Here is a 15,981-nt window from a genome sequence, read left to right as displayed (position 1 = left end):
TTTCTATGCTATCTAGGTACTTTTATCTTAGAAAGTATATCATTTAACACTTGTTCAGATTTCACACCTTCAAGTTCTAACTCTGGTTTTAAAACTATGCGATGTCTTAATGTTGGTATCGTCATCTTTTTTATGTCTTCAGGAATTACATAATCTCTTCCAAAATAAGCAGCACAAGCCTTAGAACATTGAAGCATCGAAATAGATCCCCTTGGAGAACTCCCTATTTCAATAGTTGGATTATTTCTAGTTTCTGCATTTATATTTACTATGTATTCCATAAGAGCATCATCAATTTTAACATTATTGACCTCTTCCTTGCATCTAGTTATATCTTCTAATGAACAAACTATTTCTATATTACATTTATTTAAATTTGTGCTTGAAAATCCTTGATTACAACGTTTTAGAATTTCCTTTTCGGCTTTAAATGATGGATAACCTATAACAATTTTCATGAGAAATCTATCCACTAATGCTTCTGGTAAAGGATATGTACCTTCATATTCAAGTGGATTTTGAGTAGCAAAAACCATATAGTTAGAAGAAAGTTTAATCATTTCTCCATCTATAGAAACACTATTTTCTGCCATTGCTTCTAAAAGTCCTGCCTGAGTTTTAGGTGGTGTTCTATTAATTTCATCAGCAAGAAGAAAATTAGTAAATATAGGTCCTTTCTTCAATTCAAATTCTCTTGTATCCATATTAAATATTTTTGTACCAGTCACATCTGCTGGCATTAAATCAGGTGTAAACTGAATTCTTTTAAAGTCTAAATCAAGAGTTTTTGACAGAGTTTTAACCATTAGGGTTTTTGCAAGCCCTGGTACACCTTCTAGTAGAACATGCCCTCCTGAAATTAAACTTATTAATGATTGTTCTATAAGTTCGTCTTGTTCTACAATAACTTTTCTTAATTCTAGACTTATTCTCTCCATAATATCTTTTACTGAGTTTTTTTCAGAGTTTTCCAATATAAATCTCTCCTTTTTTCTAAAGCATTAGTTAACTTTTCCAACATGTTCACTATTTCAATATATTCCTTTACTTTTGCTCTCGACTGCTTAATATTCATAAATTCATAAACTTTTTTAGCCTTATCTATATAAGGGAGATTTTCTCTATTCCAGTATTCCAACCATTCATCATTAGAATAGTTAATCTTTCTTAAAAAGTTTTTATAATAATTTTCAGCCATTATATCCCAACATTTCGCTTGCCTATAAAGAGCTGCTGCTGAATATAAATATTCATTTTCGCTTCTCTCCTCTTCCACATATAAAGGCACAACTTTTCCAAAGCGTTTACCTTTATAATAAAAAAATGCAACCAAAACTACAATAAACTGATATACTAAATATTTAATTTCCATAGGTATAGAATCCCATAAAGATTTTTTATCTATTGATGTATAAAAATATGCTTCATTAAAACATATTTTTTCATATTTATAATTGTTTATTTCCTTAAGCAATTCGTAAGCTTGGCTTGTATTATTTATAAGTGTTTCATTTGTCAAATAAGATGCATTTAACATAATAATTGTCCCTTTATCATATTTATATATTTTCATTTTTCCATTTACTTTGCTACTTTTATTATATTTAGTACTCAAATTATTTTGAGTACTAAGATACACCAACACACCGCCATTACTTACCCATTTCTCTACATTTGCATCATTAATATTAAAATTTCCACCTTGAGCTACAATTTGTATGCTATTAGTATCAAAATCTTCAATAAAATTTAAGGTTCTATCTACAGGAATATTAAGTTTTTTCAAAGTTTCAAAAAACACGCTATATCCTGCCTTTGATTTATTATCTATAGAATAATATGGTACTTTATTATTTAGGCTATTTGAAATACTCAATGTGCACCAAAGAAAAAGAGGAATAAATATGAGAAATAATACTAAATCTTTACTTACTTTTATTTTCATAAGTTACCACTCCACTCCATAACTTATTTACGTATTTAGTCCAACTATCATATAAATTTTCTTCACATATTTTATGACCATACCAAGACGAGTTAAAAATATTCATTAAGTATTCAAATACTGAAATCATAGAAAATTCATTTTTTCTTAAATAATTATTGATTTCTTCATTGGTTTTAGTTTCATCAAGATAAATTAAGTTTTTTTCATGCATTAAAAGTAAAAGAGCAATAAAATCATATCTAATAGCTTCTCTAAATTCTCCTTCTTTTTCAAAGTTATCTGCTTTTTGCCTTAAACTATCTGGAGTGGTTCGTTCATCAATTTTCTCACCTAAGATTTCCCTAATTTTAGCATCTTTATTAAAAACTTTACTTGCTTTTACAATTATAATAACTATTATTGTAAAAATAAGTAATAATCCTACAATTATAAACAATGTAGAAATGTTATTGGATATTGAATGTACAGACCCTTTGCTTAAAAATATACCTTGCAGCATCTCTGAAACTTTCTTTTCTATGATTTCCTTTATCTTATCAATAAAATTCGTAATATTATCCTTTGGATGATTATACTCAGAGCGTTGAAGCACATCATATACAGCTCTATCAAATTCATCTCTAGAAGGATTTATTACACTAAATACCATCAACTTGTTTTTTCCTTTCATGATTTTTTTGTATTTTCTTTAATCTTAAAATCATATCATAACCTTCTTTTTTATATCTTTGATTAAAATACATATTGCACATCATTATTGTACTTAATGGATATATAATTAGCCACATCAATATATTCATAGGAACTTCAATATACCGAGAAGCACTAATAATAAAATCAGTATAATTTATTTGCATATTGAAAAAGTTTGCAATTAAATATATTATACTTAAAAAAGCTTCTATAAAACCAGTCAAAGAAACCCTTACTGCTAAAATTGTTACAGTAAATAATATACTACATCCAATTATCTTCCAGAATTCATTTTTAATTAACCTGTAACTACATTTTAATGCTGAGAAACCATACTTTTTTTCTATAACAACAGCATTTAAGGAAAATGAAATAAAAGTTGCATATAACCAAAATATACCAACTGCAATAATAATTATTAGTAAAGCAATTATTAAGCCTACATATCTCATAGAACTAATACCATATGCAATTGTTATAGAATCAATAGAATACTTTAGACCTTTAGAAATTAAATATAATCCTATGCCAAAAACAACTATAACTGGAATAAAAAAAATTGTAACTATAAGTACAATGCTGAAAACTTTGAAAATATTTTTAAAAGATGCACCAATAGCCTCGTCTGCATAAACCTGGTCACCTAAAAAATCCTGACTTGCAATTTTGATTACCCCTACATTATAAGTTAATAAAAAAGCAAAAAGAAAACTACCTAATAAACCTAAAATTATACTAGGCAGTACAAAACTTTTATATAAAAATTCATATGCTACTGTTCCCAAAATGGCTGCAACAACAATTAAAACAACACTACCGATTCCACAGATTGCACCATATCCTAAAGTAAATAGAAATATAGTTTTTATATACTTTTTCAGAACGTCAATGGATTTATCCATTATTTCTGAAAGATTCATTATACCCATAATCAATCTCCTTCAATTTATAATTTGCACAATTTATGTATTTATAGATTAATATGTAAACTATATATATGTCAAGAAAATTTTACCTTGATATAAAATCTATAATGTATAAAATCCCCATTTAATTATACTGGAGATTTTGTACATTAATATATTTTTTGTTATACCAATATTTCTACTCCATTTTCTGTAACAACTATAGTATGCTCCCATTGGGCTGATAATGAACCATCTTTAGTAAGTACTGTCCAATCATCATCAAGAGTAATACATTTATAATCTCCTTCATTTATCATAGGCTCCACAGTAAATACCATACCTGGAATCAATAGTACTCCTTTCCCCTCCTTAGCAAAATGGTCTACATGAGGTTCTTCATGGAATTTCAATCCTACACCATGTCCTCCTAAATCTCTTACTACAGAATATCCTAATTTGTTACAATAATTTTCTATAGCTGTTCCTACAGCATTAAGGCTGCCATAAGGTTTTACTGCATCAATACCTATATACATAGCTTTTTTTGTCTCTTCTACAAGTTTAACTGCATTTTCACTGGCTTCACCTATTATAAACATTCTGCTGGCATCAGAATAATATCCATCCAATATAGTACTTACGTCTATATTAATTATATCTCCACTTTTTAAAACTGTATTGTCTGGTATGCCATGGCATATAACATCATTTATAGAAGTACAAACGCTTTTGGGAAATCCAAAATAATTTAATGGAGCAGCAATGGCACCTCTTTTTGCAGTATGCTCACTAACCCAATCATCTATTTCACTGGTAGTTACTCCTTCTTTAATTCTCTCTGCCACAATATCCAATATCTCATTAGTAACTACACCACTTTTCCTTATTCCTTCGATTTGTTCTGGTGTTTTTATTAAATCAAAAGAAGGAATTGTGAAACCTTCTTTTTCATATTCGAATAGTCTAGCATCTTGCTCCATGTGACATTTCTTATATTTTTTACCACTTCCACACCAACATAAATCATTTCTACCCGGTTTTTTCATCAAATACATCTCCAATCAAATATTTAGCCTATTAATATAATACCAGTCTTTTCTAATAATTTAAACATAATTTTCAAAACATGCTTTTTAACTTTAGTATAATCAATAATATATTTATATTCAACAATTGAATTTAAATAAAAAAATTAGCAACATAAAATAATTTATGCTGCTAACTTGTCCACTTCTATTTCAATTTATTTAACTCTTTTAGCAGTTAAATAATCTCCTCTAGTAAGAGGTGAAACTTTAACCACATCGCCAGTTTGTGGTGCATGAATATACATTCCATTTCCTACATATATTCCAACATGGTGAGGATTGCTTGATGTTCCAAATAAAACTAAATCTCCTGGTTGAAGCTGATCCCTTGATACCGTACTACCATCATTTATTTGTTCATAAGTGGTTCTTCCAAGTCCAACACCAAAATGTGCATAAACATATTGAGTAAATCCTGAACAATCAAATCCTGAAGGTGAAGTTCCTCCCCAAACATAAGGAGTTCCTATAAAACTATAAGCATAATTTACTACTGCATTGCTTCCTAAAGATACAGATGCTCCTCTTGATAAGCTAGCTTTAGAAACCGCTGCTGAAGCATATAAGCCTTGTGTTTGCTGAGATTGAGCAGCTAACTTCTTAGCAGCATCCTTATCTGAATTAAGCTTGGCAATCTTTTTTTCCGTATCTGATTTTAAACTTAGCAATTTAGTACTCTTTTCACTTAAGTTCTTTTTTTCTGTTTCCATTTTGCCCTTTTTATCATTTAAAGAAGCAATTGTTTTGTTATCAAAGGCTACAATTGTCTTTATTGCTTCCATTCTAGATAGAAAGTCTGAAAAATCTTTTGAATCCAATATCATTTCAATATATCCATCAGATCCATTTATGTATGCTGCTCGTACTCTTTTTTTCAATATGTCTTTGTGCTGAGTTATGTCATTATCATTATTTTTTATCTGTTGTTCTAATGATTTTATGTCATTTGAAGTTTTAGTTATTTCCTTATTGTTGCTATCCAATTTTACTAAAGCATTTTGTATGTCATTATCTAGTTTTTCTATATTGACATTAACATTTCCGTCTTGTGAGGGGTCATTAGCTGCTGGTTTTGCAAAAACCGTATTTCCCAGTAAGAATACTGCGGTTAAAGTTCCCGTAATAAACTTTACTATTTTTTTCACTAATATCTCTCCTTTATACTTTTCTTAATTATTTTTACTCTTTCCCCAATTACATATTATAATAGGTTATAATATGCAAAATGAAAAACAATCTTTTTCATTATACCATAAATTTAAGAAATTTTGAAATTTATTTTTGTATTTTTTAATTTTATAGTTTATTTTAGAAAATTAAATGCCTTACTTTTAATAAATTTATATGATATTTTATTATAAATAGACTATCTTACTTAATCTTAATCTTTTTAAATTCTGTAATTAAGTCCATCAATTAACTAATCAAAGATGCTAGTATATTTTGTGTTACTGAATATATATTCTCAATTACAATTGTTTTATTCTTTTGAAAAAAATATTTCACAAAATATACTAACTCATCTTCTAGTTGTTTTTAATACATCTTATTCCACTGAAATTGCATTTACAGGACATTGATCTGCTGCTTCTTGTGCACTACTTTCTTGCCCAGATGGTACTTCATCTCCCATAGCTTTTGCTTTACCATCATCGTCCATTTGAAATACTTCTGGACAAACATCGGGACATAATCCACAACCTATACAAGTATCTTTATCAACATTAGCTTTCATGATATTATAGGACTCCTTTCACTTTATAATTTAGATAGTTCATAACTTATTTTCCCGATTTTTTAAATTTCAATTCATCAATATTAAAATATTATTTAATTATTATATTAAATTTTCAACTAAAACTTTAAATTAAATCAAAAAAATTTTTAAATTAAATCAAAAAAGACTTGAACTTTTTTATTTATATGATATAATAATCTAACAAATAAAGTTTAGTAATAAAACTTATTCAAAAATACTTTTTATTATTAAAAATAAATTTTTATAAGGAGGTGCAAAATCAATATGGAAATAAAATTCGAAATTCCTATAGACGTTATCGAAGAATGCTTAGTATACTTAGATTAAAATATTATACTTTAAGAAGGGATGATTTAAATGAAAAAGTCAAAGAAATGTATGACTCAAAATTTAAGTTTCACTATTAATGTTAATGAATTAGCTTTAAATTCTAGGAAATTTGATACCAACGAAATTTCTAGAGGTACTGGCATTCACAAACCAAAAAAAGGTAAAGGTTCATATACCCGTAAGAATAAAAATTTGGAATATTCTTACGGGTATTAATTTTTTATTTAAACATTGCTCCTGATATAACCATTTTTTGAACTTGATTTGTACCTTCATAAATTTGAGTTATTTTAGCATCTCGCATCATTCTCTCTAATGGATAATCCTTCATATATCCATATCCACCTAAAATTTGAACTGCTTCTGTAGTAACATACATTGCTGCATCAGTAGCCGCAAGCTTTGCTCTTGCTGCTGATACTGAATATGGTATGCCATTATCCTTTTCCCAAGCTGCTTTATATACTAAATTTCTAGCCTGTTCAATTTTCATATCCATATCTGCCATCATCCATGCTAACCCTTGGAACTTATATATTTCTTTTCCAAATTGCTTTCTTACCTTTACATATTTAATTGTTTCCTCTAGTGCTCCTTCTGCAATTCCAAGTCCTTGAGCTGCTACTCCTATTCTTCCACAATCTAGAGCCTTCATAGCTATTTTAAATCCTTCTCCTTCTTTTCCAACTAAATTTTCTTTTGGAACTCTACAATTTTTATATAGTGTTTCTGATACTTGAGCTGCTCTTATTCCCATCTTATCTTCAAGCTTTCCAATTGAGAATCCTGGAAAATCTTTTTCCACTATAAATGCTGACATACCTTTTGAACCTTTAGTTTTATCTGTCAATGCAAAAAACATAAGAGTATCAGCAATTGGTCCATTAGTTGTAAACTTTTTTTCTCCATTTAATATATAATAATCTCCATTTAAAACTGCAGTAGCTTGTCCTCCAGAAACATCTGTACCTGCATTAGCTTCAGTTAAGCCAAATGCTCCTATTTTTTTACCACTAAGCAAATCAGGTAAGTATTTTTTCTTTTGACTTTCTGTAGCAAACATATATATAGGTGATGCACAAAGTGATACATCCACGGAATAAGAAATTCCTAAAGCCGCACAAGCTTTTGATATTTCTTCTACAGCTATTACATATGATAAATAATCGCCATCTGCTCCTCCATACTCGCTGGAAAATGGTAATGCAATAAGCCCCATGCTTGCCATTTTTTTAAATACTTCCATAGGATACTCACCTGTTTTATCTGCTTCTCCAGCAATAGGCTTAATTTCATTTTCTGTAAATTCTTTTACCATAGTCCTTATACTTTCCTGTTCTTTTCCTAACCTAAAATCCATATATATTCCCCCTATAAATTAAATTTTTATACAATTCTACTTTGTTTAAATTTCAAAATGCTATATACCTTTCATAAACTATGATAACATTGTAATAAGTGGAAATATATGTATTAATTGAATAGATTTTTTAAACTTTTTTACTAATTTTTATATAAATAAAAACAGTATAAAATTTTCATATACTTATTTTAAGTACATAAAAATTTTATACTGTTAAACTTTCTTCACCTATAATATTTAAAAGTTATTAAAATTTTTTATAAGATAGCCTAAGTAAAATTCAAACTTAACCTTTGTATCTGTTAAATCCTTTTTTAAAATTTCCTGTATTTTATTGATCTTGTACATCAATGTATTTCTGTGCAAATAAAGCTTTTTTGACGTTTGTATATAATTTCCGTTCTTTTCTATAAACACATAAAATATATGCGTAAAATCTGTATCATTTTGAGCATCATATTGCTCAAGTATGCCTACAGTCTCATCGTAGTATTCCTTTAATAAAGTTACATTTTTTATTTCACTGAGCAATTTATAAGCTCCTATATCTGAATAAAACATATTTTTGTCAATACTACCTTCTGACTTTATCACTTTTAGAGTTTTCAAAGCTTCTAAATAACTTGTCTTTATTTCAGAAAATTTAGTATATGCATTTCCAACTGCTATACTCAAATTAATATCTAAAAAGTTCTTTTTACCATTTTCTCTTATAACCTCCAAAAGTTTTCCTAAATTAATAAGCTTATCTTTTTCATTTATCATGAGAAAAACTACAGATTCATTTTCTAAAAAGCTAATAGGTTGAAATTTTGCATCCCAAATTGAACTATTCACACATCTTAAAAAACTACTTTTCATATGAAGTATACTTTGTTCATCCTTAATATTTTTAGAAGGTAAATATTCTTGAAACCTGTCTATTGATACAATAATTATTCTAAATGATTTAAATGAAGTATACCCAGAATCTGAAAGCCTTTTTGTAAAATCTTCATAGGTTACTTTATCATATATTATATTCTTTAATAAATTTTCATAAGGAAGTTCTTCTAGATATACTTTTACTATGTGATTGCAAATAACCTTAGTAACTTCTGATAAACTAACCTTCCAGGGAATTTCAAAAACAGGAAAATTATTTTCATCAGATATGTTCTTTATATAGTCAGGTACCTTTGAAAAATACTTTCCAACATTTACAATTAACCCTGCTGCATCCTTTTTTATTAATCCCTTTATTAATTCAACAAACCCATCCTTATCATCAAAAATTGCTACCCCTGTAAGTATTATTAATTCACCACTTTGTGCATAACTTACTATATCAGGAGTTTCCATAATATGTACCCATTTTACCCTTCTAAAAATCCCCTTGTTTCCACTTACTAATTTCAAATCCTTTAATTCTGGCAAGTTTATTAACTGATCAAATGTAATCTCCATAATTAACTCTCCCCCATCAAAGCCTATTTCAAACTTATTCAATTATATTTTAATGCTTTTAGTTCCAAAAAGATATATTAATGGAATAAAATGTTTATTCCATTATATGAACCTATAAATATTTATATTAAAAATTAAATGAAATTATAATAAAAATAGGGTTCAATACTGAATCAGTATCAAACCCTATTTTTATTGTTAACCGAATTATTTTTCAGGTACTTCATAAATGGCTGTAGCTTCAACTGTCATAACAGGATCTTCGTAAACATTCACAGCAGAGTCTTGCCTTAACATTCTAGCATTTTCAGCTATTTTAAAAGCTCTTAACTGTACTTTTCTTTTATTTCCACATTCTCCTATTATTCGTCCATCTACCTCTATAAAGTCTCCTGCATAAGTAGGAAATGTATATCTAATTTCATCATAACCTAAGCATGTACCCTCATTGCCATCACGCATAATCATTAGGTTAGTTGCAACGTCACCCATTAATTCTACTGTATGAGAACCATTAACTAATTCCCCTGCATAATGTGCTTCACCTGAAGACATTCGAGTACGTATCATAGTTTCATAATTTTTTTCTGGTTTAACAAAAGTATCTGACATTATAAGCGCCTCCTAATTTTATAATATTATTCCCATTTATTTTTTATAACACCCTCTGGTTGAATTCCTCTTTGACAATTTTTCTTAACAACTAAAGTTCCTATTGCTCTTGCTACCAAAACTGGGGGATCTAGAACGTCAACATCATTTACTTTAGCATCAGGTTTTCCATTAAGTCTAGCAGGAGTAGCTACCTTATATGTTTCAAATTCACACTTGCGGGAAGAATTTCCGACTTTAATTATACGTCCATGACACTCAATATAATCTCCTTCATAAACTGGTTTTAAAAATTCTACCTTTTCATATCCTGCAAATAGTGATTCATCACCATCTTGAAGAACACAAAGTTCAGTTCCTACATCACCATATATATCTAAATGTTTATTGGGTTTCATAACCCCACCTAAATAATGTGTACTGTCAGGATTTACCCTGTATCTAAGAATAGATTCTCTAACCATAAAAAACACCTCCAAAATGTTTTGTAGTAATATAAAAATTTAATTTCTTTATATATTTTAATTTACAAATAATGTATCTTCCTTTCATTATTATAGTAACACCTTATTAAATTGAAATATATGTATTAAGTTAACAATCTTTTTGGGCTTTTTTACCAATGGAATTTTAAATAAAAAATAAAACTCCCTAGCTTATATGCAAAGAGAGTTACCTTTATAAAAACTTTTATTTAATTATTATAAAAATAGCTTAATTAACAATGAAATATGCATTAATCATACACTTCATCAATTAATGCTATTTTCAGAATTTGCTGGGCTTAATTGTTCAAGCACAACGAATTGACCTCCATTAATAGAACTTAAGTAGAAAGGTATTTTCGTATCACCAAGCTTATCTATATAAAAACTATCCATTATTCCTCTAAAATCACCATTTTTTAAAATTTGTTCCTTTAAACCTTTTTTCTTTCCTTCAGTTCTTTTAAGGGCATATGTAAGCATTGAAGCAGCTTCATAACCAAAAGCAGCTCCAAATGAAGGCTCATTTCCAAATCTAGTTTTATATTTATCTTGAAAATCTTTAAAAACTTGAGATTTACTATTAGGAACATAACATTGTTCAACCTTCATTCCTTCAACTGCTGTACCGCCATTAATAATTAAAGTTGGTGTTTGTGCCCAAGATGAAGCATACAGTGGAAGTGACAAATTCATAGCTCTAATTTTCTGAGCAATCATAGCTGTATCAATGTCTGATGCAATTATGAATATTCCTTGTGATTTACTATCATTTAATTTAGATAATAATGAAGAAAAATCTGATTGACTCTTAGAAGAAAAACTAATTTCTTCATTTATGTTACCACCTAAAGATTTAAATTTATTTTCAAAAATTTCAACATAATCCTCTGAATATGCTTTATTATCTGTATCATAAATTATACACATTTGCTTTACATTATTCTTTTTATAAATATATTCTGAAAAAGCTTTTGAACTCTCGTTAAAGGAAGGATACACATGAAAAAAATAATCATCTATTCCAGTTAATTTTGGAGTAGAGACAGTTGGTCCTACCATTATTTCTTTAGCATCATTTGCCATCTTAACACCTGCTAAAGTTTCTTCACTAGTAGCATGTCCAATAATCGCAACAGCACCTAGTTTAATGAGATCCGAATCCATTTTTTGTGCCTGCTCTGGCATTCCAAGATCATCACGTATCATCAATTGTATTTTTCTTCCGTTAATACCACCTAATGCATTAATCTTTTCAACTGCAAGCTGAACTCCATTTCTCTCTTGTACCCCAATTTCAGACTGTTTGCCTGTAAGCTGAGCATCAAAACCAATAATTATAGGTTTTTTACTTGCTGTTTTCATAAAAATAGTCCATGCTGTAAAAGCAAATAAAAGTATACAGATGGATGTAACCACTAATCTCCTAATAAACTTTTGTTTTCTAATACTCATTTAAGCATCCCCCTTAACTGGTTTTATATCTTTTATTCTAGTTGAAATTTTTTCCATAAAAACATTATACTTCAAATTTAGAGATACTTAAACACATATTTTTTTGTTTTACAAAAATACCAACCTCAATTTATGAGTTTTACAATTGTATACTATTACAAAACGCCACTTTTACATTATGAAATTTCATATTGAGGTCCATTTATCACTATTTCCAATTCATATCTAAGATCTCTATAAACTTCCTCATTTGATTTATTTATAAGTTTAAGTTTAGGTCTTAACGGAAAATTAGGATATACTTCTTCAACTACTGCTATTTCTCCATTACTCAAATTAACAATAGTTCCTTCAGGATATGGCACTATACATTTACTAAAAGCTTTTACTACCTCATAGTTAAATTGCTTATCTCCACCAGCCATAATATATTCCACTGCATCATTGGGACTTAAAGCTTTTCTATGAGGACGATCAGAGGTTAATGCATCATATACATCCGCTACAGCTACTATTTGAGCTAATATATTTACTTCATCTCCTTTTCTCCCTTCCGGATATCCTTTCCCATCATCTCTTTCATGATGCTGAAGGGTAACAATTCTAGCTGGTGCAGATATATCCAAACTACCCTTAAGAAAATCATAGCCTCTTATTGGATGGTCCTTCAATGTATTTTTTTCTTCTTCTGTAAGTTTTTCTTTTTTATATAATATATCATGCGGTATAAGTGCTTTTCCAATGTCATGAATTAATGCACCTAAACATAAATCATATAATTGTTTTTTTTGAAGCTGTAATTGTATACCAAGTACTAAAGATAATACTGCTACATTGACACTATGCTGATAAGTATAATTATCCATACTTTTTATATCTACAATATTAATTAAAACCGTTTTCTTGGAAAGGAGTTCTTCCATAATTTCTTTTACAATATCATTTATATCTTCAAAATACTTTTCTCGCTCGGCCATAAGCATTTTATCATTAAATGCATTCTTTCCTACATTTAAATTAAACTTTTCAAGACTATAAAATGTTTCTTTTATGGTTTTAATTGCCTTTTGCCTTAACTCTGGTTTTATTACATCCTCAACTTCTTTTTCACTGTATTCATCATTTATATACATACTAAACATACCAAGTTGTGTTATTCTTTTTATATAACCAGCTGTTAGTTTTACACCCTCTCTTAGTAAGATACTTCCTTTATCATCATAAATGGTTTTGGCCAAAAAACTTCCAGTCTTTACATATTGTATTGGTACGAGTCTCATTTTACTCACACTCCCCATATATACTATGAACATCTGATATACTTATAGCATATATGGTAATATATATCAACAATTTTCATTATATTTTTTAAATTTCATACAATTATTATCATTTTTCGTCATATGTTCTCAATTGCATTTTAAAACACCCTGTAAAATACTTTATATAAGTAAATTTACAGGGTGTTTTAATTTTATGAAATGTTTTTCTTATATTTTACAAATTCACTAACAGTTAAGAATGTTTTATCAAAGCCCAATTTTTTACAAAACTTAGTTATGTGAGGTGCTTCTAAATATGCTTTCTTAAGTTCCTCTTCTCTTGAAAAAATCTCCCTTGTTGTGCCATCCAATAACATTTTCCCTTGAGAAAACACAACAACTCTTTCAAAGCATTCTGCTACAAAGTCCATATCATGAATTATGGTTATAACAAGTTTATTTTTTTCTTTTAATTTTAATATTATATTTTTAATTTTTTCTTTTCCTTCATAATCTTGCGCAATTGTTGGTTCATCAAATATTATGATATCTGTATTCATAGAAACTATTGAAGCTATACTTATAAGCTTTCTTTCAGATAAACTTAAATCATAAGGATTGCTGTGTTCTAAATGCTCTAACCCTACCGTTTTTAAAGTATTCATGGAATTTTTATAAGCTTCCTCTCTACTTTGTCCAATATTTAGTGCTCCAAACATAACTTCATCTATTACTTTATTTTTAAATATTTGATCATTAGGATTTTGAAAAACCAATCCTATTTTTGATGATAAGTTAGCTACAGTTGCTTCTTTAGTATTTATACCTTCTATAAGTACATCTCCTTCTGAAGGTTTTAAAAGACCTTTTAGTAGTTTGACAAAAGTAGTTTTTCCTGCACCATTTTGACCAATTATAGCTGTACTTCTGTTATCTAACTGTAGATTTATTCCTTTTAAAATTTCCTCTTCTTTGCTATATGAAAAATGAAGATTTTTAACTTCAATTTTTTTGTTCATTTGAATTCACCACCAAATCATAAGCTTCTTCTAATGTTGCTGGATATAATCCAGTTTTAGGATTTATTATAGATAATTCTTTACACATTTCTGTATAAGAAGGTTCTTTAACACCATAGCTTCTTAAATCTTCTCTTGAAAAAACTTTTTCTGGTATATCAAAATCTATTAACTTTCCTTCACTTAAGAGCATGATTCTATCAGAATACTTAGCTATCTTTTCAATTTTATGCTCTACCATTATTACAGTCATGCCTTCCTTACTTAATTTATGAACTGATTTAAATACTTCTTCTGAACCTTCAGGGTCAAGCTGTGATGTAGGTTCGTCTAAAACTATTATATCTGGCTTCATTGCTATTATACTGGCAATTGCCATTCTTTGCATCTGTCCACCTGATAGTGCAAAAGGATTTCTATCCTTAAATTTTTCTATGGATAAAAGCTTTAAAGAATACTCTATTCTCTCTTTCATTTCTTCTCTTGAAAGTCCCATATTTTCAAGTCCAAAGGCAATTTCTTCGTATACAGTAAGTTTAGAGCCTGTAACTTGAGTAAAAGGATTTTGAAAAACTATACCAACCTTCAAAGATAAATCGCTTATAGGAGTTTTTCTCACTTCTAGTCCATCAATTAATACTTTTCCTCCATATCCACCAAAGAAAAAATTAGGTACTAACCCTGTCAATGCCTGACATAAAGTTGATTTTCCCGCACCATTTCTTCCTACAATACCTATAAACTCTCCTTCTTCTATTTCAAATGATACACCCTTAAGCGCCAAATCCTTTGAAAGAGGATATTTATATTTTAAATTTTCTACTACTATTTTCTTCATAAAGCTACCCTCCATACTACTGCTGCAGCTATCATCAAAATCATACATATTCTAAAAAATCCATTAAATTTAGGATAAATTCTCTCATTTAAAAAGCTCTTTTTTCCATTTGAAGAAAATCCCCTTACTTCTAAAGCCATAGCTCTTTCTCTAGTTGCTATTAATGAATTCATAACCACAGGACCTATAAGAGGAAAAAATGCCTTTAGTCTAACTATAAGTTTTCCTTCAGTTTCCATCCCCCTTGACTTTTGTGCATCCATTATAGTTCCCATAGTTGATGTCATTTGGGGGATTATTTGTAAAACGGAACTTAAAACATATCCTATTTTTGGTGATAATCCCTTTTTAACAAGCTCTTCTATTAAATCAGAAGGTTTAGTAGTTAAAATTAGTATGGCAAAAGCACAAAGTATATTGATTACTCTAAAACATATAAGAATAGCGTGAGATAAACCTTCTTTATAAAAATTCACTTTTCCTAAAGTGAATGCAACATTTTTATTTTCTTGGAAAAATAATCCTTGAATTATAACTATAGATATAAGAATAAGCAAACTAAAATTTATAAGTGGAATAACCTTTTTAAAAACTTTAGCAAAAGCTATTAATATAAAACTTACTACTATGCAAGCTAAAGCTGACATTTTATTTGGAATTATTACAGCAACAGCTATAACTGTAATTATATATAAAATTTTATTAATAGGATCTATGTTATGTACAAAACTATTTCCTTCTGTATATAAACTTAAATTTTTCATGTGACCACCTC

At 28.5% G+C, this 15,981-nt stretch carries 17 protein-coding genes; 1 reads left to right on the top strand and 16 read right to left on the bottom strand.

The features are described 5' to 3' along the window. Positions 1-8: 8 nt before the first annotated feature. The 7 genes from Q6H37_RS14105 to Q6H37_RS14075 all read right to left on the bottom strand — a co-directional run bounded on the left by Q6H37_RS14105 (position 9) and on the right by Q6H37_RS14075 (position 6,372). Positions 9-974 carry a MoxR family ATPase gene (locus tag Q6H37_RS14105; protein WP_318742637.1) on the bottom strand — a complete coding sequence of 322 codons (966 nt, stop codon included), beginning with the start codon at positions 972-974 and terminating at the stop codon, positions 9-11. Then, on the bottom strand, positions 947-1,945 hold the full coding sequence (locus Q6H37_RS14100) for a DUF4350 domain-containing protein (protein WP_318742635.1): 999 nt from the start codon (positions 1,943-1,945) through the stop codon (positions 947-949). Before Q6H37_RS14100 ends, Q6H37_RS14105 begins: the two co-directional genes overlap by 28 nt. Further along, positions 1,926-2,600, bottom strand: a complete 675-nt coding sequence (locus tag Q6H37_RS14095; protein WP_318742633.1) for a hypothetical protein — start codon at positions 2,598-2,600, stop codon at positions 1,926-1,928. Before Q6H37_RS14095 ends, Q6H37_RS14100 begins: the two co-directional genes overlap by 20 nt. Further along, positions 2,587-3,570 carry a hypothetical protein gene (locus tag Q6H37_RS14090; protein ID WP_318742631.1) on the bottom strand — a complete coding sequence of 328 codons (984 nt, stop codon included), beginning with the start codon at positions 3,568-3,570 and terminating at the stop codon, positions 2,587-2,589. Before Q6H37_RS14090 ends, Q6H37_RS14095 begins: the two co-directional genes overlap by 14 nt. Positions 3,571-3,731: 161 nt before the next feature. Next, entirely contained in the window at positions 3,732-4,595 is an 864-nt protein-coding gene (locus tag Q6H37_RS14085) for a methionyl aminopeptidase (protein WP_318742630.1), read from the bottom strand. 197 nt (positions 4,596-4,792) lie between these two features. Continuing rightward, positions 4,793-5,782 (bottom strand): NlpC/P60 family protein, encoded by a 990-nt coding sequence (locus tag Q6H37_RS14080; RefSeq protein ID WP_318742628.1) that lies wholly within the window; start codon positions 5,780-5,782, stop codon positions 4,793-4,795. A gap of 401 nt (positions 5,783-6,183) precedes the next feature. Then, a complete protein-coding gene (locus Q6H37_RS14075; RefSeq protein ID WP_318742626.1) occupies positions 6,184-6,372 on the bottom strand; it encodes a ferredoxin in 189 nt (62 codons plus the stop codon). Between the two features lie 381 nt (positions 6,373-6,753). On the opposite strand from Q6H37_RS14075, the gene Q6H37_RS14070 reads away from it, so the two are divergent. Further along, positions 6,754-6,942, top strand: a complete 189-nt coding sequence (locus Q6H37_RS14070) for a hypothetical protein (protein ID WP_318742624.1) — start codon at positions 6,754-6,756, stop codon at positions 6,940-6,942. Positions 6,943-6,946: 4 nt separating this feature from the next. Here Q6H37_RS14070 and Q6H37_RS14065 read toward each other — a convergent pair whose 3' ends face one another. The 9 genes from Q6H37_RS14065 to Q6H37_RS14025 form a co-directional block, all read right to left on the bottom strand. Then, complete coding sequence (locus tag Q6H37_RS14065; protein ID WP_318742622.1) at positions 6,947-8,086, bottom strand: acyl-CoA dehydrogenase family protein; 1,140 nt, start codon at positions 8,084-8,086, stop codon at positions 6,947-6,949. Positions 8,087-8,326: 240 nt separating this feature from the next. After that, the gene (locus Q6H37_RS14060; RefSeq protein WP_318742620.1) at positions 8,327-9,535 is read right to left on the bottom strand and encodes a PucR family transcriptional regulator; all 1,209 of its coding nucleotides are present in this window, start codon (positions 9,533-9,535) and stop codon (positions 8,327-8,329) included. A gap of 207 nt (positions 9,536-9,742) precedes the next feature. Continuing rightward, complete coding sequence (locus tag Q6H37_RS14055; RefSeq protein ID WP_007061276.1) at positions 9,743-10,147, bottom strand: hypothetical protein; 405 nt, start codon at positions 10,145-10,147, stop codon at positions 9,743-9,745. A gap of 26 nt (positions 10,148-10,173) precedes the next feature. Then, positions 10,174-10,611: a hotdog domain-containing protein gene (locus Q6H37_RS14050; protein WP_007061277.1), complete on the bottom strand. Its 438-nt coding sequence runs from the start codon at positions 10,609-10,611 to the stop codon at positions 10,174-10,176. Positions 10,612-10,899: 288 nt separating this feature from the next. Next, positions 10,900-12,087 carry an ABC transporter substrate-binding protein gene (locus tag Q6H37_RS14045; protein WP_318742617.1) on the bottom strand — a complete coding sequence of 396 codons (1,188 nt, stop codon included), beginning with the start codon at positions 12,085-12,087 and terminating at the stop codon, positions 10,900-10,902. Positions 12,088-12,263: 176 nt separating this feature from the next. Then, positions 12,264-13,367, bottom strand: coding sequence for an HD-GYP domain-containing protein (locus Q6H37_RS14040; RefSeq protein ID WP_318742615.1), 1,104 nt, complete (start codon positions 13,365-13,367; stop codon positions 12,264-12,266). 194 nt (positions 13,368-13,561) lie between these two features. After that, a complete protein-coding gene (locus Q6H37_RS14035; protein ID WP_318742613.1) occupies positions 13,562-14,368 on the bottom strand; it encodes an ABC transporter ATP-binding protein in 807 nt (268 codons plus the stop codon). Then, on the bottom strand, positions 14,352-15,206 hold the full coding sequence (locus tag Q6H37_RS14030) for an ABC transporter ATP-binding protein (protein WP_318742611.1): 855 nt from the start codon (positions 15,204-15,206) through the stop codon (positions 14,352-14,354). Before Q6H37_RS14030 ends, Q6H37_RS14035 begins: the two co-directional genes overlap by 17 nt. Next, positions 15,203-15,970, bottom strand: coding sequence for an energy-coupling factor transporter transmembrane component T (locus Q6H37_RS14025; RefSeq protein WP_318742609.1), 768 nt, complete (start codon positions 15,968-15,970; stop codon positions 15,203-15,205). Before Q6H37_RS14025 ends, Q6H37_RS14030 begins: the two co-directional genes overlap by 4 nt. Positions 15,971-15,981 lie beyond the last annotated feature (11 nt).

This window comes from Clostridium sp. JS66 (assembly GCF_033561535.1).
GTDB lineage: Bacteria > Bacillota > Clostridia > Clostridiales > Clostridiaceae > Clostridium_AM > Clostridium_AM carboxidivorans.
Note: the sequence above shows the minus strand (reverse complement) of the source record. Positions and strands in the feature narration are given on the sequence as shown.

Coding starts and splice junctions, on each gene's coding strand:
- Q6H37_RS14100 (WP_318742635.1), bottom strand. CDS start 1,945: ATGAAAATAAAAGTAAGTAAAGATTTAGTATTATTTCTCATATTTATT.
- Q6H37_RS14090 (WP_318742631.1), bottom strand. CDS start 3,570: ATGGGTATAATGAATCTTTCAGAAATAATGGATAAATCCATTGACGTT.
- Q6H37_RS14085 (WP_318742630.1), bottom strand. CDS start 4,595: ATGAAAAAACCGGGTAGAAATGATTTATGTTGGTGTGGAAGTGGTAAA.
- Q6H37_RS14075 (WP_318742626.1), bottom strand. CDS start 6,372: ATGAAAGCTAATGTTGATAAAGATACTTGTATAGGTTGTGGATTATGT.
- Q6H37_RS14070 (WP_318742624.1), top strand. CDS start 6,754: ATGAAAAAGTCAAAGAAATGTATGACTCAAAATTTAAGTTTCACTATT.
- Q6H37_RS14065 (WP_318742622.1), bottom strand. CDS start 8,086: ATGGATTTTAGGTTAGGAAAAGAACAGGAAAGTATAAGGACTATGGTA.
- Q6H37_RS14060 (WP_318742620.1), bottom strand. CDS start 9,535: ATGGAGATTACATTTGATCAGTTAATAAACTTGCCAGAATTAAAGGAT.
- Q6H37_RS14055 (WP_007061276.1), bottom strand. CDS start 10,147: ATGTCAGATACTTTTGTTAAACCAGAAAAAAATTATGAAACTATGATA.
- Q6H37_RS14050 (WP_007061277.1), bottom strand. CDS start 10,611: ATGGTTAGAGAATCTATTCTTAGATACAGGGTAAATCCTGACAGTACA.
- Q6H37_RS14045 (WP_318742617.1), bottom strand. CDS start 12,087: ATGAGTATTAGAAAACAAAAGTTTATTAGGAGATTAGTGGTTACATCC.
- Q6H37_RS14040 (WP_318742615.1), bottom strand. CDS start 13,367: ATGAGACTCGTACCAATACAATATGTAAAGACTGGAAGTTTTTTGGCC.
- Q6H37_RS14035 (WP_318742613.1), bottom strand. CDS start 14,368: ATGAACAAAAAAATTGAAGTTAAAAATCTTCATTTTTCATATAGCAAA.
- Q6H37_RS14030 (WP_318742611.1), bottom strand. CDS start 15,206: ATGAAGAAAATAGTAGTAGAAAATTTAAAATATAAATATCCTCTTTCA.
- Q6H37_RS14025 (WP_318742609.1), bottom strand. CDS start 15,970: ATGAAAAATTTAAGTTTATATACAGAAGGAAATAGTTTTGTACATAAC.